General features: G+C 49.7%; 13 protein-coding genes and 2 pseudogenes. 12 read left to right on the top strand and 3 right to left on the bottom strand.

Annotation, left to right across the window (positions count from 1 at the left end; all coding sequences use genetic code 11):
• Positions 1–14 precede the first annotated feature (14 nt).
• Entirely contained in the window at positions 15–944 is a 930-nt protein-coding gene (locus ACTHR7_RS03580; protein ID WP_107868104.1) for a glycosyltransferase family 2 protein, read from the top strand.
• Between the two features lie 64 nt (positions 945–1,008).
• Here the strand turns inward: ACTHR7_RS03580 and ACTHR7_RS03575 are convergent, their stop codons facing one another.
• Positions 1,009–2,685, bottom strand: a complete 1,677-nt coding sequence (locus tag ACTHR7_RS03575; protein WP_440370330.1) for a formate--tetrahydrofolate ligase — start codon at positions 2,683–2,685, stop codon at positions 1,009–1,011.
• A gap of 178 nt (positions 2,686–2,863) precedes the next feature.
• Between ACTHR7_RS03575 and ACTHR7_RS03570 the strand changes: the two genes are divergently transcribed.
• Positions 2,864–3,295, top strand: coding sequence for an EamA family transporter (locus ACTHR7_RS03570; RefSeq protein WP_107792106.1), 432 nt, complete (start codon positions 2,864–2,866; stop codon positions 3,293–3,295).
• Between the two features lie 70 nt (positions 3,296–3,365).
• Here ACTHR7_RS03570 and ACTHR7_RS03565 read toward each other — a convergent pair whose 3' ends face one another.
• Entirely contained in the window at positions 3,366–4,508 is a 1,143-nt protein-coding gene (locus ACTHR7_RS03565) for an extracellular solute-binding protein (protein WP_440370329.1), read from the bottom strand.
• A 308-nt stretch (positions 4,509–4,816) separates the two neighbouring features.
• Here ACTHR7_RS03565 and rpsT point away from each other — a divergent pair, with 308 nt between their 5' ends.
• From rpsT to lpxH, 6 genes are all read left to right on the top strand, one after another.
• Positions 4,817–5,080 carry a 30S ribosomal protein S20 gene (rpsT, locus tag ACTHR7_RS03560; RefSeq protein ID WP_002212556.1) on the top strand — a complete coding sequence of 88 codons (264 nt, stop codon included), beginning with the start codon at positions 4,817–4,819 and terminating at the stop codon, positions 5,078–5,080.
• A gap of 167 nt (positions 5,081–5,247) precedes the next feature.
• The gene (locus tag ACTHR7_RS03555; RefSeq protein WP_440370328.1) at positions 5,248–6,387 is read left to right on the top strand and encodes a phospholipase A; all 1,140 of its coding nucleotides are present in this window, start codon (positions 5,248–5,250) and stop codon (positions 6,385–6,387) included.
• A 151-nt stretch (positions 6,388–6,538) separates the two neighbouring features.
• Positions 6,539–7,240 (top strand): DUF502 domain-containing protein, encoded by a 702-nt coding sequence (locus ACTHR7_RS03550; RefSeq protein WP_101756094.1) that lies wholly within the window; start codon positions 6,539–6,541, stop codon positions 7,238–7,240.
• A gap of 65 nt (positions 7,241–7,305) precedes the next feature.
• Positions 7,306–9,114: an aspartate--tRNA ligase gene (gene aspS, locus ACTHR7_RS03545; protein WP_101755990.1), complete on the top strand. Its 1,809-nt coding sequence runs from the start codon at positions 7,306–7,308 to the stop codon at positions 9,112–9,114.
• A 239-nt stretch (positions 9,115–9,353) separates the two neighbouring features.
• Positions 9,354–10,739: a PIG-L deacetylase family protein gene (locus ACTHR7_RS03540; protein WP_440370327.1), complete on the top strand. Its 1,386-nt coding sequence runs from the start codon at positions 9,354–9,356 to the stop codon at positions 10,737–10,739.
• 153 nt (positions 10,740–10,892) lie between these two features.
• Positions 10,893–11,603, top strand: coding sequence for a UDP-2,3-diacylglucosamine diphosphatase (lpxH, locus tag ACTHR7_RS03535; RefSeq protein WP_199903538.1), 711 nt, complete (start codon positions 10,893–10,895; stop codon positions 11,601–11,603).
• 70 nt (positions 11,604–11,673) lie between these two features.
• Here the strand turns inward: lpxH and serB are convergent, their stop codons facing one another.
• On the bottom strand, positions 11,674–12,504 hold the full coding sequence (gene serB, locus ACTHR7_RS03530; RefSeq protein WP_440370326.1) for a phosphoserine phosphatase SerB: 831 nt from the start codon (positions 12,502–12,504) through the stop codon (positions 11,674–11,676).
• A 321-nt stretch (positions 12,505–12,825) separates the two neighbouring features.
• Here serB and ACTHR7_RS03525 point away from each other — a divergent pair, with 321 nt between their 5' ends.
• From ACTHR7_RS03525 to ACTHR7_RS03510, 4 genes and pseudogenes are all read left to right on the top strand, one after another.
• Positions 12,826–15,030: a TonB-dependent siderophore receptor gene (locus ACTHR7_RS03525; protein WP_293203615.1), complete on the top strand. Its 2,205-nt coding sequence runs from the start codon at positions 12,826–12,828 to the stop codon at positions 15,028–15,030.
• A gap of 427 nt (positions 15,031–15,457) precedes the next feature.
• Positions 15,458–17,665, top strand: a pseudogene (locus ACTHR7_RS03520) (TonB-dependent siderophore receptor).
• 131 nt (positions 17,666–17,796) lie between these two features.
• Positions 17,797–19,493: pseudogene (locus ACTHR7_RS03515) on the top strand (ABC transporter ATP-binding protein/permease).
• Positions 19,494–19,643: 150 nt separating this feature from the next.
• On the top strand, positions 19,644–19,829 hold the full coding sequence (locus tag ACTHR7_RS03510; RefSeq protein WP_141752518.1) for a hypothetical protein: 186 nt from the start codon (positions 19,644–19,646) through the stop codon (positions 19,827–19,829).
• Positions 19,830–19,860: the final 31 nt, after the last annotated feature.

The following is a 19,860-nucleotide window of genomic DNA, read 5'->3' as shown; positions in this document are numbered from 1 at the left end:
CATCGAAAGCAAACATGAAACTCGCCGTTATTTTGCCGGCCTATTGTGCCGAAGCTTATTTGCCCGAATGCTTGGATTCGGTATTGAATCAAACATTCCGCGACTTTTTCGTCATCGCCATCAACGATGCTTCAACAGACAAAACCGGCAAAATCCTCGAGGCTTACGCAGCCAAAGATTCACGTTTGCAGGTTTTCCACCTTCCGGAAAACAGGGGCGAGCCGTTTGCCTGCCAATTTGCCATGGATATGCTCAAAGACGTAGAGGTCGAATATGTGGCACGAATGGACGCGGACGATATTTGCGCCTTGGATCGTTTTGAAAAACAGATTCAGTTTTTAGACAGCCATCCCGAAATCGATATTGTCGGCAGCCAAGCCACCATCTTTTTTAATGACCAAACCGGAAGAGAACCCGTTTTAAGCGACCTTCCCCTGCTCGACAAAGACATTAAAGCTTTTCTCTCCTTTGCCGCCCAAAACATGTTCAACCCCACCACCATGTGGCGGCACGACAGCATTAAAAACCTCGGGATAAACTACACCGCGACAGAAACCGCGCCCGATTTCCATATGTGGGTGCAATGCGCCCTACATGGCAAAACCTTTGCCAATCTGCCCGAACCTTTGTTGTTTTACAGGATACATCAAACTCAAGAAAGCAAAAAAAGAGACAAAATCAACAGATCTGTCCAATACACCATGGAACTGTGGATCAGTCATCTCTTCCCTGATTTAAACGCGACGGAAGTAACGCTCTTAAGCCGCATCTTGTACGAAAAGCAACTGCGCTTGACCACTGAAGAGCTTAAAACCATTTTTGCCGCGTATGACAGAATCAGCAAAGACCGCAGCATTTCTTTGTTTGGCGAAGACCGCAATACGATGTTCGACATGATAGACAATTTCTTCAATTTCTTAAAAAGCCGGTTGAAATTCACTTAAATTATAAAAGGCCGTCTGAAACCTCGTTTCAGACGGCCTTTATCTATTTCAAAATCAATCTAAATCAGAACAAGCCGTGAATCACGCCTTCTGCGTCCACATCAATTTTCTCGGCAGCCGGAACTTTCGGCAGACCCGGCATCTTCATCATATTGCCGCACAAGGCAACAATGAAGCCCGCACCGGAAGAAACGGTAATGCCGCGCACGGTAATGCGGAAGCCTTCAGGGCAGCCCAAAAGTTTGGCGTTGTCGCTCAAAGAATATTGGGTTTTCGCCATGCAGACCGGCATTTTGTCCAAGCCCAGTTTTTCCAGTGAAGCGATTTCGGCAGACGCTTCCGCGCTGAAATCAACATCTTCCGCACCATACACTTTTTGGGCAATCGCACGGATTTTGTCTTTAATGCCCAACTCAACATCGTAGGCAAACTTGAAGTTATTCGGTTGGTTTTCGATGGCATTGACGACTTTGTGCGCCAAGTCTGCACCACCCGCGCCGCCTTTGCCCCATACTTCGGTCAGAGAAACTTCAACGCCGTGTTCCGCACAGGCTTTTTCAATCATGGCCAACTCGGCATCGGAGTCGGACACGAAGCGGTTGATGGCAACCACTACAGGCAGGCCGAATACGTTTTTCAGGTTGGAAATGTGTTTCAAGAGATTAGGCAGACCTTTTGCCAAGGCTTCAAGGTTTTCTTCGCCAAGGTTGGCACGTTCTACGCCGCCGTTGTATTTCAACGCGCGGACGGTGGCCACGACAACAGCCGCATCAGGTTTCAAATCCGCCAGACGGCATTTGATGTCGCAGAATTTTTCCGCACCCAAATCCGCGCCGAAGCCTGCTTCGGTTACGGCGTAATCGGCAAGGTGTTTCGCCAGGCGGGTGGCGGTAACGGAGTTGCAGCCGTGGGCGATGTTGGCAAACGGGCCGCCGTGTACAAAGGCAGGCGTACCTTCGATGGTTTGTACCAAGTTAGGCTTAATCGCATCTTTGAGCAATGCCGCCATCGCGCCATTCGCTTTCAAATCTTTGGCGTAAACAGGGCTGCCGTCTTTGGCATAGGCGACAAGGATGTTGCCCAAACGCTCTTTCAAATCGCTGATGTCTTTAGCAAGACAGAATACCGCCATCACTTCGGACGCAACGGTAATGTCAAAACCGTCAGGACGCATCACGCCGTCAACAGGTTTACCCATGCCGTCGATGATGTTGCGCAACTGACGGTCGTTCATATCGACCACGCGACGCCACAGCACGCGTTTCGGATCGATGTTCAACTCATTGCCTTGGTAGATATGGTTGTCGAGCATGGCGGCGAGTAAGTTATTCGCCGCACCAATGGCGTGGAAGTCGCCGGTGAAGTGCAGGTTGATGTCTTCCATCGGCAAAACTTGGGCATAGCCGCCACCTGCAGCACCGCCTTTAACACCAAACACCGGACCCAAAGAAGGCTCGCGCAGGGCGATCACCGAATCTTTGCCGATATGGCGCAATGCATCTGCCAAACCGATGGTTACAGTGGTTTTACCCTCACCCGCAGGAGTAGGATTAATGGCGGTAACCAAAATCAGACGGCCTTGTTTTTGCGGCAGCTTGAATGCCTCGGCAGGATTGATTTTGGCTTTGTAATGACCATAGGGCTCGATGTTGTCAACGTTCAAACCCAGCTTGGCGGCAATTTCACCAATCGGGCGCATGGTGGAAGACTGGGCAATTTCAGCATCGGTTTTGAAGCTCATGATTTTCCTTTATTGAGAGAGGGAAAGGCCATCTGAAACAATACAATAAAGACGGCTGGAAGAAAAAGAATATTCGTTCTATTATAGCGTTTTCCAAAGACAAACCGCAGTGAAAATTTCGATATTTCATTAACAAGCGGATTCATATTGTCAACAATTTAAAACAAAGGAATAAAACATGAGCAGCAACGCATGGCTGTTTTGGGCATTGGCATCGGCAGGCTTCGCCTCATTGACCGCTATCTTCGCCAAAATGGGTTTACAGGGTATAGATTCAGATTTCGCCACCTTCATCCGCACCTTAGTCATCCTTGCCGCTTTGTTATTGTTTTTAACCTACACCGGCAAATGGCAGGGTGTGAACGGCTTTACCGGCCGCAACTGGACATTCCTCATCCTATCCGGCCTTGCTACCGGCGCATCTTGGCTCGCCTATTTTAAAGCCCTGCAACTGGGCAACGCCTCACAAGTCGCCCCTGTCGACAAATTCAGCCTGGTCTTGGTCGCCCTGATGGCCGTCGTTTTCTTAGACGAACGCCCAAGTACGCAGGAATGGATAGGCTTAGGTTTGGTAACGGCAGGTGTGTTGACTTTGGCTTTGAAACGATAAAGATTGGGACATTAAAAAAGGCCGTCTGAAAAATTCCAGACGGCCTTTGCATCAAACAATCAGCTCAATATTAATTTGAACCGACTTTGATTTTTTGCCACAAGTTGACAGACAGTTTTTTCGCATCTGCGCTCATTTGAGGCATGACGAAACCGTCTTTCATATCTTGCTCGTTCGGGAAAATAGAACGTGTGTTCACCAGCTCGGCAGGCATTTTTTCGCGTGCCGGTTTGCTGGCCGGTGCGAAGGTTACGGCGATACCGTTTTTCGCAGCCACTTCGGGATCAAGCGTGTAGTTGATGTATTTGTGGGCATTGGCGATGTTTTTCGCATCGGCCGGAATCAGCCAAGACTCAATCCAGAAGCCCATGCCTTTCGGAGTCAACACTTCGATGCCGACATTATTTCTCACTTCTTCAGAACGCGCTTTAGCCAAGTTCAAGTCGCCGCCGTTACCTGCCGCCAAGCAGATGTCGCCGCGTGCCAATTCGTCAATGATGGAAGGGCTGAAACGTTTCACGTCAAGACGGATGGTTTTCAAAACTTCCGCCGCTGCTTTCAAATCTTCAGGATTCGAGCCTTTAGGATCTTTACCCAAGTAATTCAACAAGATTGGGAACATTTCGCTCGGTGTATCCCACAAAGCGATGCCGCAAGATTTCAGCTTGTTGGTGTATTCGGGTTTGAACAGCAAATCCCAGCCGTTTTCAGGCAATTTTCCGCCCAAAAGCTCCTTACCCTTCGCCGTAATCGCAATCGTATTCACACCTGAGAAGTATGGAACGGCGTATTGATTGCCCGGGTCGGCGGTTTCCAACATCTTCAGCAATTCAGGGTCGATGTTTTTATAGTTCGGAATCAGATCCTTATTGATTTTTTGGTATGCACCCGCCTCAATTTGGCGCGGCAGGAAGGCAATACCGGGCACAACCAAGTCATAGCCGGATTTGCCGGTCAGCATTTTGGCTTCCAGCGTTTCGTTGTTTTCATACAAATCGTAAGTCAGCTTCAAATTGTTGGCTTTTTTGAAGTCTTCGACTGTACTTTCGTCAACGTAGTTTGACCAGTTGTAGATATTCAAAGTATCGGTAGCGGCTGCCTCGGCATTGGCAGCAGGCGCGCTGCCTGCTTGAGGTTGCTCGGCTTTTTTCTCGCCACCGCCGCACGCGGCCAAAGACAATGCGGCCAATACGGCTAATACAGATTTTTTCATACGGGCAGATTCCTGATGAAAGAGTGGTTAATGTCAATAAATAAGAAACCCTGCACCCCATAAACACCCCGGCGCAGAGTTAGGCTATTGTAATGGAAACGTAAGCAAACGCAAAGCAATATCCATCTGATTTTTATTGAAATAAGGCAAAGCAACACCATCTTTTTACCAAAAGCGTTGCACCGGCTGTCGTTTTTGGGCAAAATACGGCTGATTTGCGCGCGTTTATAGAGAAAAAGCTTGCATACAAGGAAATCTGTCTTTAAAATTGCGCGTTTACAGAATTTATTTTTCAGGAGATATTCAATATGGCAAACAGCGCACAAGCCCGCAAACGTGCCCGCCAGTCGGTTAAACAACGCGCCCACAACGCCAGCCTGCGTACTGCATTCCGTACCGCTGTAAAAAAAGTGTTGAAAGCAGTTGAAGCCGGCGACAAAGCTGCTGCTCAAGCAGTTTACCAAGAATCCGTTAAAGTCATCGACCGCATCGCTGACAAAGGCGTATTCCACAAAAACAAAGCAGCCCGTCATAAAAGCCGTCTGTCTGCTAAAGTAAAAGCTTTGGCTTAATACTGACGCAGATGCCGGAAATCCTGACAACCCAAGCAGGATAATCGAGCTGATACGATGCCCCTGAGGTCTTGCCTTTCAGGGGCATTGCCGTATTCACAGCCCAAACCGACCAAATAAAACCATTTACCCTTCATCAGGCCGTCTGAAAAACAACGGAAACTCTCATGAACAAGATGTTGAAACATTCCCTAAGTATCGGATTCATTACCGCCGCCCCGCTGGCTGCAGCCGATACCGCCCTACACTGCACCACCATTCAAGACAACGCCACCCGTTTGGCGTGTTACGACAACATCTACTCGGCGCAACTCCCCCCTCAATCCCCACTGCCGCAAGCGCAAACCGAAAGCACCAAAACACCGGTTGACCTCGAACAAAGCGTCCGCAAGAGCATTGAGAAAAAAGAAGCGGCCATCGTACTCAACAACCCTACCCATCCGAATATTTCAGACGACGTATTAAGCGAAACTGCCGACAGCTACACGCCTTTAAGCCTGATGTACGATTTGGATAAAAACGACACACGCGGCCTGTTGAGCGTACGCGAACACAACCCTATGTACCTCATGCCTGTTTGGTACAACAGCAGCCCCAACTACCACCCGGAATCCCCCAGTCGCGGTGTAACCACGCAGGAAAAATTCAGCGAGCAGAAACGCCTCGAAACCAAAATGCAGGTTTCCTTCAAAAGCAAGATTGCCGAAGATTTATTCAAAACCCGTGCCGACGTATGGTTTGGCTATACCCAAAAATCCGACTGGCAAATCTTCAACCAAGGCCGCAAATCCGCTCCGTTCCGTAACACCGACTACGAGCCTGAAATCTTCATTACCCAACCCGTTAAAGCAGACCTGCCTTTCGGCGGCAAACTGCGCATGGTCGGCGCAGGTTTTGTTCACCAGTCCAACGGTCAAAGCCGCCCCGAATCACGCTCATGGAACCGGGTTTACGCCATGGCCGGCATGGAATGGGGCAAGCTGACCGTCATCCCTAGAGTTTGGATGCGCGCCTTCGACCAAAAAGGGGATGACGATGACAATCCGGACATCAACAAATACATGGGCTACGGCGATTTGAAAGTCCAATACCGCTTCAATGACAAACAAAATGTTTATTCCGTCCTGCGTTACAACCCGAAAAGCGGACGCGGCGCCGTTGAAGCGGCCTATACTTTCCCCATCAAAGGCAAACTCAAAGGCGTTGTCCGCGGCTTCCACGGCTATGGCGAAAGCCTGATTGACTACAACCACAAACAAAACGGCATCGGCTTCGGCCTGATGTTCAACGACTGGGACGGTATCTAATTCCCCCATATTGTTTCAGACGGCCTGTGCAATCAAGGCGGCCGTCTGAAACAATAAAACAAAACAAGCCATTCGTTTAAAATACTCGTTTCCTAGCGCCCAAACGCGTATAATGCAAAGTTTGGGCAAAACTTGCCGGAATGAAACAAAGATGACAGAAGCCGCAGCCGAAAGCGGAAAAATCGCCAAGGCTTTAAAGAAATACCTGATTACAGGCGTACTGGTTTGGTTGCCGATTGCCGTAACCATCTGGGCGATGACTTACATCATATCCGCCGCCGACAGACTGATCAGCCTATTGCCGGAAAGCTGGCAGCCCCAGCATTTCTGGGGATTCAACATACCCGGTTTGGGCATTGTTGCCGCCACAGTCGTCTTGTTCGTTACCGGCGTATTTGCCGCCAACGTATTGGGCAGACGGATTCTAGGCGCGTGGGACAGCCTTTTGGGACGCATTCCCGTCGTCAAATCCATCTACTCCAGCGTTAAAAAAGTTTCCGAATCCCTGCTCTCCGACAGCAGCCGCTCGTTCAAAACCCCCGTACTGGTTCCCTTTCCGCAACCGGGCATTTGGACGATAGCCTTTGTTTCCGGCCATATCCCTGCTAAACTCAAAGGCAGCCTGCCGCAAGATGACGACTATATTTCCGTTTACGTACCAACCACACCCAACCCGACCGGCGGCTATTACATCATGGTGAAAAAAAGCGATGTGCGCGAGCTGGACATGAGTGTGGATCAGGCATTGAAATATGTGATTTCACTGGGCATGGTCATGCCGGACGACTTACCGGTTAAAGCCCTACCTGCCCAAAAACCGTCTAAAGACGGTGATACCGAACACAACAATTAAGGTCTTCTTTTTTTTCAGACGGCCTTTCCTTCTTTTCAAATTGAACAATATAAAAAGGTGATTTTATGCGTACCAACTATTGCGGCCTTATCAGCGAGCAATACTTAGACCAAACCGTTACCGTCAAAGGCTGGGTACACCGCCGACGTGACCACGGCGGTGTAATTTTTATCGACCTGCGCGACCGCGAAGGCATCGTTCAAGTCGTTATCGACCCTGACACTCCGGAAGCATTTGCCGCTGCCGACTCTTCCCGCAACGAATACGTTTTGAGCATTACCGGCCGCGTACGCAATCGTCCTGAAGGTACAACCAACGACAAAATGATTTCCGGCAAAATCGAAATCCTTGCCAAAGAAATCGAAGTCTTGAACGCTGCCGCTACGCCTCCGTTCCAAATCGACGATGAAAACATCAGCGAAAACGTTCGCCTGACCAACCGCGTTATCGACTTGCGCCGTCCTGCCATGCAACGCAACCTGCGCCTGCGTTACCAAGTGGCCATGGGCGTTCGCCGCTACTTGGACGCACAAGGCTTCATCGACATCGAAACGCCGATGCTGACCCGTTCCACTCCGGAAGGCGCGCGCGACTACCTCGTACCAAGCCGCGTTCATCCGGGCGAATTCTTCGCTCTGCCGCAATCTCCGCAATTATTCAAACAACTGTTGATGGTTGCCGGTTTCGACCGTTACTACCAAATCACCAAATGTTTCCGTGACGAAGACTTGCGTGCCGACCGCCAACCTGAATTCACTCAAATCGACTTGGAAACCTCGTTCCTGAACGAGGATGAAATCATGGACATCTCCGAAGGCATGGCCAAACAAGTCTTCAAAGATGCTTTAAACGTAGATTTGGGCGACTTCCCACGCATGCCTTACTCTGAAGCCATGTTCTACTACGGCTCTGACAAACCGGATATGCGCATCAACTTGAAATTCACCGAGTTGACCGACCTGATGAAAACGGAAGAATTCAAAGTCTTCCGTGGCGCAGCCGACATGAAAGGCGGCCGCGTAGTCGCTCTGCGTGTACCTAACGGTGCGAAATTCAGCCGCAAAGAAATCGATGAATACACTAAATTTGTCGGCATCTACGGCGCGAAAGGTCTGGCATACATCAAAGTAAACGATGTGAGCAACCTCTCCAACGGCGAAGACAGCGGCCTACAATCTCCAATTGTGAAATTCCTGTCTGAAAACGCCCTGAAAGAAATCATCGCGCGTACCGGCGCGCAAAACGGCGACATCATCTTCTTTGGCGCAGACAAAGCCAAAGTCGTGAACGAAGCCATCGGCGCACTGCGTATCAAAGTTGGCTTGGAACACGGCAAAGACAACGGCTACTTCGTAGACGAATGGAAACCTTTGTGGGTTGTCGATTTCCCAATGTTCGAATACGACGAAGAAGCCGACCGCTACGTTGCCGTACACCATCCGTTTACCGCGCCTAAAGAAGGTCATGAAGACCTGATGGTTTCCGACCCTGCAAACTGCCTGGCTCGTGCCTACGACATGGTATTGAACGGCTGGGAAATCGGCGGCGGCTCTATCCGTATCCACCGTGCAGACGTACAAGAGAAAGTGTTTGCCGCGCTGAAAATCAGCCCTGAAGAGCAACAAGAGAAATTCGGCTTCCTCTTGGACAATCTGAAATTCGGTGCGCCTCCTCACGGCGGCCTTGCATTCGGCCTCGACCGTCTGGTTACCCTGATGACCGGTGCCGAATCTATCCGCGACGTGATTGCCTTCCCGAAAACACAACGTGCACAATGTCTGCTGACCAATGCACCTAATGTGGTCGACGACAAACAGCTGCGCGAGTTGAGCCTGCGTCTGCGTCAGAAAGCAGTTGAAACAAAAGAAGCGTAATTTATCGGCTTAACCTTTAAAATATCAAGGCCGTCTGAAATTTTTGAAATTTCTTTCAAACTTTTCAGACGGCCTTTCTGTATTTTAGTCGTTTATATATAATCAACTAATAAACTGTTTTATTTTAAATGTTCACTTCAATGACGTTAGAGTATAAAAAACAACCGTTTATAAGAAAAACAAACAAATAGGCTCCACAAGCAATATCATGACTGTTACAACAATAAAGGAACCCAACAATGTTTCTGATACTGACGGGGCTGATACTGACTTTTTTTGTTTTGTTGTTTATTATTACTTCAATTATTCATAAAAAACAGTTTGCCTATAACACACACCAAGACTATAACTATCCCTCCCTCCCCTCTACCGCGCATGCTACCCTCAAGGGTGGCAGCCTGACTTTACCTGCCACTATCAGCGGGCAAGATACCGTCATTGCCAAAATCCGTATCAAATCCACTTGGGCAGGATTGCTGGTATTGCCTTTTGTTGAAACCATTTCATCCAAAGGCAAATGGAAGCAATATTTCGAATATGGCGCAAAAGGCGTGCGCTATATCAATCTGAGCGACACCTTCTCCGACAGCGACAAAACCATCCGCTTGGAAGGCAAATACCTAACCTTGTCCGATCAAGAAATCGAACTCTCTGTTTACCCACGTGAAAACCTAGATGGGAAAAAAATCCTTGTCCTCGCGCCTCATGCCGACGATGCCGAACTCAGCACATACGGTTTGTACGAAAAACACGCGGCCAATTCAATGATCTGCACCTTAACCGCCAGCGAAGGCGGCAGCTTTCACTATGGCAATCTTTACAGCACATGCGACTGCGATACTCAGGCACAATATCTGCAAAAAGGCCGAATGCGCGTTTGGAACAGCCTGACCGTTCCCCTTTTGGCCGGTGTGCCGTCTGAAAACATCCTGCAACTGGGCTACTTCGACAGCACTTTGACCGCCATGCGCCAAAATCCGGAAACAGAGATTAAATCGACCAAAATCGATACAACCGACGTCGATATTTTCCGTCGTGCCAATACCTCCCCATTGGCGAAACACTTCAAGCCCGGCTCAACTTGGAACAGCTTGGTGGACAACCTTGGCTATCTGATAGAAACGTTCCAGCCGGATATTATCGTGTCGCCGTCCCCAAATATTGATGCGCATCCCGACCACCAACATACTGCGCTGGCCGCCATCGAAGCCCTACGCAAAATCGATTACCGCCGTGGCAATCTGTTTTTACACACCATACATTATCTGAGCGACGACTTCCCTATCGGCAAAGTAGGTTCCTCCCTCAGCCTGCCGCCATCCACCGAGCAACCGTTTTACTTCCAAAGCATCTATTCCCATCCTTTAGATAAAGAAGAGCAAAACCGCAAACTCCTCGCCCTTGATGCCATGAACGACATCCGCCCCAATTCAGACGGCTATATGCGTTGGAGCACCATGATATTCAAAGGCCTAAACAAACTGCGGCACCACATCCTCCATCTCGACAAAGACTTGGTCAACCGCTTTGTTCGTAGCAACGAATTCTTCTATACCGTCCCCATCAGCGACTTGTACCAAGAAGATACACTGAAACAAATCACTTATCAGGGCAAAGCCCAATAAACCACAAAGGCCGTCTGAAAAGATGTTTCAGACGGCCTTTATCACACCAAATCAAAACAATAAAATCACCGCATTACAAACGAAAAACACCAAGCCCAAATCCAAACGCGGCAACCCAAGTTATAATAAAACCCTTCCCATACGTCCCACATCATCATGCCGATTTACTTCATCGCCGATTTGCACCTGAGCGAATCCTATCCTCAACTGACCGCACTCTTCCAGAAATTTATGCAAGAAAAAGCCGTTCATGCCCAAGCCGTATACATTCTTGGCGACCTTTTCGATTTTTGGATCGGCGATGACGAAAACAGCCCTTTGGTGCAAACCATCAAGCAAACCATCCGCAGCCTGACCGAGCGCGGCGTCGCCTGCTATTTTATCCATGGCAACCGCGACTTCCTCATCGGCAAAACCTTCACCCGCGATACCGGCATGACCTTACTGCCCGAGTACGCCGTGATCGACCTATTCGGCACACCCACCCTACTCTGTCACGGCGACACCCTTTGCACCGACGACCATTCTTATCAAAAATTCCGCCGTACCGTCCATCAAAAATGGCTGCAACGCCTGTTCCTGCTCCTGCCACTCACACTCCGGCTGAACATCGCCACCAAAATCCGCAAGCAGAGCAAACAGGACAAGCAACACAAAACCGCCGACATCATGGACGTTAATCCAACCTTTACCCACGAAACCGTCCAACGCTTCCACACTCCCCTGCTCATCCACGGCCATACCCACCGCGAAAACATCCATCGCAACGCCGATTACACCCGCATCGTACTTGGCGACTGGCGCAACAATTACGCCTCCATTCTCGAAGTCGATGCCGAAGGCTACCGTTTTATCGCCTTATAAAACATCAGGCCGTCTGAAACCGGTTTCCCGATTGTTCAGACGACCTGACTGACAAATATTCTCAAACAGTTTACGCAAACCAACCGCGTATCCGCTCCAAACCACCAAAGCGCACGCACGCATCCGCATTCGCTTCAGTTTTCGGTTTCGCCCGATAAGCAATGCCGAATCCCGCCTCCCGTATCATCGGAATATCGTTCGCACCATCACCCATCGCCACCACCTGCCACGGAGCCAAACCCAGACGCTCACGGTATTCACGCAATAAATCCGTCTTAGCCTGCGCATCGATAATCCGCCCTTTCAGACGGCCTGTCAGCTTGCCGTTTTCCACTTCCAACACATTCGCAAAATGGAAATCCAAGCCCAAACGCCGTTGCAGGCGTTCCGTAAAGAACGTAAATCCGCCCGACACCAGCATAAACTTCACATCATTCCGTTTGCACTCTTCCAACAAAAATTCCGCGCCCGGCGACAGCTGCAACACATTCTCGTACACCTCTTCCAACACGCGCTCGTCCAAACCGGCCAGCAAAGCCACACGCTTACGCAAAGACTGCTCAAAGTCCAGCTCGCCGCGCATCGACTGCTCCGTAATCGCTGCCACCTCATCTTTCAGCCCGACACCGTCCGCAATCTCATCCACGCACTCAATCGTAATCAGCGTCGAATCCATATCGCTGACAATCAGTCCCAAATCAGCAAAAGCCACATCCGGCAACACCGCACCATCTATCTGCTGCGCAATCAACGCCGCACGCATCTCGTCCGTCAATTCAAAATCATCATCAACCGGCAGACGCAATACCGACTTTCCTAATGGTGCAGACACCAAACCGCCAAACGCCGACCAGTCGCAAGCGCCCAAATCCCCATGTTGCAACACCAAAACTTTCTTCATCTCATTCTCCTCATACCCCAAAACCTTTGCAAACATATCGGGTACACATTCAGCCTAAAGCCCCGAAACCGTATTTTTGCGAAGGCCTTAAAAATCTAAAACAGCATTATAGCCGAACCACCCCGAAAATTTTCAGACGGCCTGTCGCTTGATTCCCTTAGCTAGTTTAATTTCAAAAACACCTTCAAAAACCATAGAAACAACATAAATCCGCTAAAAAACCTCAAAACCTTGTTCTTAAATTACAAAACAACAAAATTATCGTAAAATATAATTATTCTTATTTTAGTTCGATTAAATTTTAATTATAGAAAGACGTTCATGAACGCCCCAGCCCTTAAAACATTAGCACTCATTATTGCCACTCTGCCTTATGCAGCCTTAGCAGAAAACACTGCAACACCCCGGCCAGAACAAACTGCCGAGCTGCAAACCGTCAATGTAACCGGCAAAAACCGTTCTACCCGCACCGAAAACCGCGACTCCTACACAACTTCAGCCATGCGTACTACCACCGGGCTTGCCTTGTCTCCGAAAGAAACGCCGCAGTCGGTAAGCGTGATTACCAAAACGCAGCTGGATAACCAAGGCATGACCAATATGGAACAAGCCTTAAAAACCACAACCGGCATCAACGTGATTCCCGATTCCGGCCGTTGGCGTTATCAGTCGCGCGGCTTTTACATCGATCAAATTGAAGAAGACGGCTTATCCACTACCGTTGCAGGCTCATCCGGCAACCCGTACAACGACCCTCAAAGCATGAGCAATTTGGCCATCTACGACCATATCGAAGTTGTCCGCGGTCCGACCGGTCTGACCCAATCCAACAGCGAACCCGGCGGCACAATCAATGCCGTACGCAAACGTCCGACCGCCAATACGCAGGCAACCTTAAGTTTTATGGCCGACCGTTTCGGCGCAGCAGGCCTGATCGGCGACGTATCGGGCAGCTTAAACAGCAGTCACAGCGTCCGCGGCCGTTTGGTTTCCAGCCTGACACGCAATAAAACTTTCCAAGACAAAAACCCAACCAAAGGCCAAATGCTGTACGGGATTTTAGAGGCCGATATCGGCGAGAACAGCAAAGCCACACTTGGCGGCCTGTACCAACGCACCGAAGAAACACCCGATTTTTACGGCGTACCGATGGGCAATGGCTTTGACCTTAACCTTCCGAGAGATACCTATCTGGGCGCGGAATGGAATCAAATCCGCTTTTACAAACGCAATGTCTTTGCCGAATTCGACCATCAAATCAACGACAATTGGAAATGGAGCAGCAAGCTCAACTACAACCGTTCTTCATCCGCCCAAAACTTCGCCACCGCAGCCAATACAGGCGGCAGGTTCGCCGGCATCGGACAGAACGGTATTTTTACCGGTGCAACCGACAACATCCAAAAATACGACAATACCGGCAAACAATTTGCCTTCCAAACCGGCGTATCCGGCAAATTCCAAGCCTTAGGCAACGAACAGCAGGCATTTGCCAACTACACTTATTCACGGGAAAACAACAGCTCCTACAACCTATGGAAAGCCCGTACCTCTAACGAATACAATATTTTCGATTACGACTGGAAGAGCGTGGCGCGCACCAATTGGACAAGCGGCAACGCCAACTATACCGATACCGAACGTACCATCACCAACCATGCCGTATCGACAGGCGTTCTCTTTACCCCTTGGCACAAACTCCATATTTTGGGCGCATTGCGTTACACACACTGGGCATACGACTTCGACAACCGCAAAACAGGCAAACTGTCCGAATACCGAAAATCCAGCCTTGTCCCTTACTTGGGCATTACATTCGATGTCGACAAAAACCACAGCATCTATGCCAACTACACCCAAATCAAAAAACCGCAGACCAACCGCGATATGGACAACAACCTCCTGAACCCGATTACCGGTACCAATACCGAAATCGGCTTCAAATCCGACTGGTTTGGCAACGGCAGGCTCAACAGCTCGTTTGCCCTCTACCAAATCATTCAAAAAAACCGTCCGTATGATTTAGATAAACGCAACGCTATGGGCGAATGGGCATATCAGGCCATCGGCAAAGTTCAAAGCCGCGGCTTTGAAGCCGAACTCTCCGGCGACCTCACCGAAGATTGGAAAATATCGGCAAACTACGCTTTCAATATGAGCAAATATAAAGAAAGCGAAGGGGCGCGTTACCCCATCGGCACAAACTTCAGCAAACATACGCCCAAACATATGTTCCGCCTGTACACCAGCTACCGCCTCCCCTTTACCGACCGTAAATGGACCATCGGCGGCGGCATGACCGTACAAAGCAAAACCAACAGTTTGTGGAATGTAGGCCAAGGCGGCTACCTGCTTTGGAATGCCGATGTTCATTACACACCGACCAAAAATCTCAACCTCAGTTTGATCGGCAGCAATTTGGGCAACCGCCGCTACTATGAAAACCACCGTATTCGCACAATGGGCATTAACAATATTTACGGCCAACCGCGCAACGTCATGTTCAAAGTCGATTACAAGTTCTAACCCCGCTTGATTCAAAGGCCGTCTGAAACCGATTCTTTCCGTTTTCAGACGGCCTTTTCCAATCAAACTTTTTTTAACCTTGATATAAAGCAAACAGTCTAAAAAATTTTCTTAACCGAAAAAAATTCCTGTTGATTTTTTTCACCGTTTCGATATAGTTCTTTATAGCTAGTTTGGTACTACTCCTTATATCTAGCTTTCATTGCATTACCACCTCCATTCGTTGCCAACGGCTCCCTTTCCGGCGGCAACCTTTTTTTGACCCGATGGTTTGGCAAAATCGAAATTGAATCAAATAAAATGATTCGGAGATTTAAATTTAATTTTTAAAACAAACGGATTATAAAAAATAACTGCTCAATTTAAACAGATATTGCCGCCAATATTTAAAAACAAACAGATCTTTCTTTATCAAGGACCTCATCAAATGCATCATTCTGAGAAACTATTCAAACTGAGCACACTTGCTCTCTGCCTTGCCGCATTGCCCCAAGCCGCACAAGCTGCCGAAGAGGTACGGCAGGCTGAAGTGGAACAAGTTACCGTAGTGGGTAAAAACAAAAGCCTGCGCACTGAAAGTCAAAACAGCTACACAGTATCCGCCCTGCGTTCGACTACGGGATTAGTGCTCTCTCCGCGGGAAATCCCCCAATCTGTCAGCGTCATTACTAAAAAACAAATTGAAGACCAAGGCATCACCGACTTAGAAGGTGCGTTGCAAAACGCTACCGGCATCAATGTTTTCAAAAGCGGCGGACGCACGCATTTCATGTCGCGCGGCTATTTTATCGAACAGTTTGAAGAAGATGGTATTGCCACTCAACTCGGCTCACCCGGCGGATTCGGCTTAGGCGGCCCGGCCGGCGACCCGACCAGTGCAACCGATATGGCAATGTACGACCACATTGAAGTGGTGCGCGGTGCGGCAGGTTTGACACAGGCAAACAACGAACCCGGTGGCACTGTAAACGCCGTCCGTAAAAAGCCGACTGCAAAACGCCAGCTTTCCGCCGATTTGATGGCAAACTCATGGGGCAAAGTAAACAGCGTCTTTGATGCATCCGGTACCTTAAGCCAAGAGCACGGCCTGCGCGGACGCTTTGTCGGCTCGGTAGGCAGCAACAAAACCTTCAAAGACCAATCCGGCGGCCGCGACCTCCTTCTGTATGGCGTGATGGACAAAGACATCGGCGACAACAGCAAACTTACCTAGGGCGCAAGCTATCTCAACCAAACCGAAACACCCGATCCAGACGGCCTACCTATGCGTGCAGACGGCAAAGAGTGGAAACGCAGCCGCTATCTGGGTGCGGATTGGAACGAAGCCCGCCTGAAAAAATACAATCTTTTTACCGAATTTGAACATTATTTCAACGACAACTGGAAACTGAGCAGCAAGTTGGACTGGCGTAAGAACACCAGTTCAAAAGAATATTACACGCTGGGCGGCACAGGTAACGGCATCGGTACAGACGGCCTGGGAACCACATACAGCTTCGACCGTTACGATGCAGGCAACCGCCAGTTCACTTTCCAAAACAACCTGACCGGCCGCATCTTCGCTTTCGGCCAAAATCACGACCTCTTCTTCATGCACAGCTATTCCAAAGAGAACGTGAATTCAAGCAACCGCTGGCTCAACGACAGCAGCACCTATGACGCAGATGCCTTTAACGGCAGCGAGAAAGCCAAACCCGATTGGGATTCTGCCACAACCAAAGCCCGTGGCGGCAACGGCCGTTATACTACCCATGCCTTTGGTTTGGGCGCGCGCATCAATCCTACCGACAAACTGCACATCATCGCAGGCGGACGCTACACCAGCTGGAAACGCGGCTACTATTGGGATCGCGACCTCAAAGACGGGGTAGCAGGTTCATCAGACTCGCTCAAACGCAACCGCTTCGTTCCTTATGCCGGCATCACTTACGACATCACGCCTAAACAAAGTATTTACGCCGCCTATACGTCCATCTTCAAACAAACGATGAACCGCGACTACAACGACAACCTACTGCCGCCGATTATGGGACGCAACTACGAACTCGGCTGGAAAGGCGAATGGAACGAAGGCCGTCTGAACACCTCGGTCGCCCTCTACCGCACCGACAAAGACAACAACAACCAACGCGTCAATGCCAAACCGCACGCCTACTGGGAACCGCTCAACCAAAGCAGCCGCGGCTTGGATGCCGAAATCTCCGGCAGCCTGACCGCCCGTTGGCAAGTTTACGCAGGCTACACCTTCAACCGCAGCACCAACCGCAGCAGCGTTACCGGCAATGTTGAATCGCGCCGAAAAGGCTACAACTTCAGCAGCCATACGCCGAAGCATATGTTCCGCCTCTACACCAGCTATGTCCTGCCGGTGGATGACGGCAAATGGACGGTCGGTCTTGGCTTGAAGAGCAGCAGCAAAACCGCCAATTCCTACGGCTCCATCAAGCAAGGCGGCTACACGGTTTGGAACACCAACGTCCAATACCGCCCGAGCAAAAACCTGCAACTGGGGCTGGCAGTCAACAACCTGACCGACAAACGCTACTACGAAAACCAATACAGCCGTGCCGCCAACAGCGGCAACTTCTACGGCGAACCGCGCAATGCCGTGTTCAGCCTGAAGTGGAAGATGTAAGTAGCGACAAACCGAGAGTGGATTACCCCCACTCTTCAAAAGCATATAAAAACCAACTATTGCTGATAAAAAGGCCGTCTGAAAGTACAATTTCACTTTCAGACGGCCATTCGCATGCATTCACAAGCATTATGAAAACACTCAAAAAATTCTTTTACCTTGCCCGCCCTTTTTGGGCAGGGGCACACGGTCACCTCCAATGGCTGATGCTCACCGTTTTGATAGGGTTCACCCTATTCTCTATTACCATCAGCGTTTGGATTGCCGCATGGGACAAACGCTTCTACGACGCACTGGCTGCGGCGCATCCATGCCTTCGCTCATTGTCGAATACCTCGGCTATATGGCGATGGTTATCGGCTGTATCGTTTGTGCCGACTGGCTGCAAAAACGCCTCATCTTCCGTTGGCGCACCCATCTGACCGAGCAATTTCAAAAAAACTGGCTCGAAGGCCACAAACACTACCGTCTGCGCCTGACAGGCGAACCGGACAACCCCGACCAACGTATCGCCGAAGACATTTACCTGCTTGCCGACAAAAGCATCGGCCTCTTTCGCTCCTTCATCAATAATATTGCCAAATTCAGCGCGTTTGTCACCGTACTGTGGACGCTCTCCGGCGTACAGACTTTCAACATCGGCGGATACAGCATTACCGTTTACGGCTACCTTGTTTGGGTTGCACTGATTTATTCCATCTTCAGCACCGTCATCGCCCATCTTGTCGGCCGCAAACTAAAAAACCTCAATATCGACCGCCAGCATCGCGAAGCTGACTACCGCGCAGCCCTTTTACGTGTACGCGACCATGCCGAACAAATCGCCTTCTACAACGGCGGCGAAGCGGAAACAGGCCGTCTGAAACAACGTTACCTCCGCATCCGCGACAACTGGCGGCGGCTCACCAACTGCGAATTCCGCCAAGAAACCTTCTGGGCAACCTATGTCCGCATCAGCATCTTCATCCCCATCCTCGCCACCCTGCCCATGTACCTCGCCAAAACCATGACCTTCGGCGACATGATGCAGACGCGCACATCGTTTGCCCGCGTTCAAGACAGTTTCGGCTGGTTTACCGATGCATACCGCCGCCTGATTGAATGGGCGGCAGTCATCGAACGGCTTTCCGGTTTTCAGACGGCCTTGGAACAAGCAGAACAAAAAAGCCCCTCCCTTCAGTCACACCAAACAGATTTGCCGCATCATAGCGGCAAGGTCGTCTTGCAAAACCTTACCGTCTACACCCAAACCGGCAGCCCCCTGCTTACTGATATTCACCTCCAAGCCCGTTCTCCGGAATGGGTATTGCTTGAAGGTCGAAGCGGCATCGGCAAATCCACGCTGCTTCGCGTGCTTGCCGGTTTATGGCCGTATTATCACGGCAGTTTTTCCCTTGAAGGCAGCCGCCTGTTCTTCCCGCAACGCCCTTACCTGCCTACCGATACCCTGCGTCAAACCGTCAGCTACCCTTACTCAGCCTGCCAAGACGACCATTTGATTCAAACCGTTTTGAAACAAGTCGGCCTAAACAGCCCCACGGGTAGACTGCACACGTTGATGAACGATTTGGACACTTCATACGAATGGCACGGCATTCTCTCCGGCGGCGAACAACAACGCCTCAGCCTTGCACGCGCACTGCTGCACAAACCGCAAATCCTGTTCCTAGATGAAGCCACCAACCAGCTTGATGACGAATCCGCCCTGATGTTGATGCAGACCCTCAAGCAACATTTGCCCAATACTTTGGTCATCGGCATCAGCCACCAACCCAAAATTCAAGCCCTGTTTGATAGCTCTCTGAATTTGAATGAAAAAATTATTTAAATGTTAAAATGTGCAAAACGCTTGCTTTCAATCCTAACAAGAGATATAGTACTAAGTAACTAGTTCTTATTAATGAGAGCTACTCCTTGGATACTTGCCTCCGGTTCTCCAACCCGGGGGCATTTTTTTGCGTTTTTATTTTGTGTTTGTATGGATAGGATAAAGACGAAACACCCACCACAAATCAACAGACAAATCGAACCGCAAACTGCGTTTTTCAAACGCTCAGGCCGTCTGAAACCCGCTCTCGAATATTATTCATGCTATATTTCAGACGGCCTGTTTAACCGTCCCTTGCAAAGCTTGGCACAAGCATCGCTGACCGACTGCAATTAATTACTATATAATCAAACGCATTGTCATCCCT

The organism is Neisseria sp. P0007.S010, from assembly GCF_051962875.1.
GTDB lineage: Bacteria > Pseudomonadota > Gammaproteobacteria > Burkholderiales > Neisseriaceae > Neisseria > Neisseria subflava_A.
The sequence above is the reverse complement of the archived record's forward strand: the minus strand, read 5'-3'. Positions and strand labels throughout refer to the sequence as shown.

Bases quoted from the DNA above. Each gene is read 5' to 3' on its own strand.
- aspS (WP_101755990.1), top strand. From the start codon at position 7,306: ATGCGTACCAACTATTGCGGCCTTATCAGCGAGCAATACTTAGACCAA.
- rpsT (WP_002212556.1), top strand. From the start codon at position 4,817: ATGGCAAACAGCGCACAAGCCCGCAAACGTGCCCGCCAGTCGGTTAAA.
- ACTHR7_RS03510 (WP_141752518.1), top strand. From the start codon at position 19,644: ATGGATAGGATAAAGACGAAACACCCACCACAAATCAACAGACAAATC.
- ACTHR7_RS03570 (WP_107792106.1), top strand. From the start codon at position 2,864: ATGAGCAGCAACGCATGGCTGTTTTGGGCATTGGCATCGGCAGGCTTC.
- ACTHR7_RS03555 (WP_440370328.1), top strand. From the start codon at position 5,248: ATGAACAAGATGTTGAAACATTCCCTAAGTATCGGATTCATTACCGCC.
- ACTHR7_RS03525 (WP_293203615.1), top strand. From the start codon at position 12,826: ATGAACGCCCCAGCCCTTAAAACATTAGCACTCATTATTGCCACTCTG.
- ACTHR7_RS03575 (WP_440370330.1), bottom strand. From the start codon at position 2,685: ATGAGCTTCAAAACCGATGCTGAAATTGCCCAGTCTTCCACCATGCGC.
- serB (WP_440370326.1), bottom strand. From the start codon at position 12,504: ATGAAGAAAGTTTTGGTGTTGCAACATGGGGATTTGGGCGCTTGCGAC.
- ACTHR7_RS03565 (WP_440370329.1), bottom strand. From the start codon at position 4,508: ATGAAAAAATCTGTATTAGCCGTATTGGCCGCATTGTCTTTGGCCGCG.
- ACTHR7_RS03550 (WP_101756094.1), top strand. From the start codon at position 6,539: ATGACAGAAGCCGCAGCCGAAAGCGGAAAAATCGCCAAGGCTTTAAAG.
- ACTHR7_RS03540 (WP_440370327.1), top strand. From the start codon at position 9,354: ATGTTTCTGATACTGACGGGGCTGATACTGACTTTTTTTGTTTTGTTG.
- ACTHR7_RS03580 (WP_107868104.1), top strand. From the start codon at position 15: ATGAAACTCGCCGTTATTTTGCCGGCCTATTGTGCCGAAGCTTATTTG.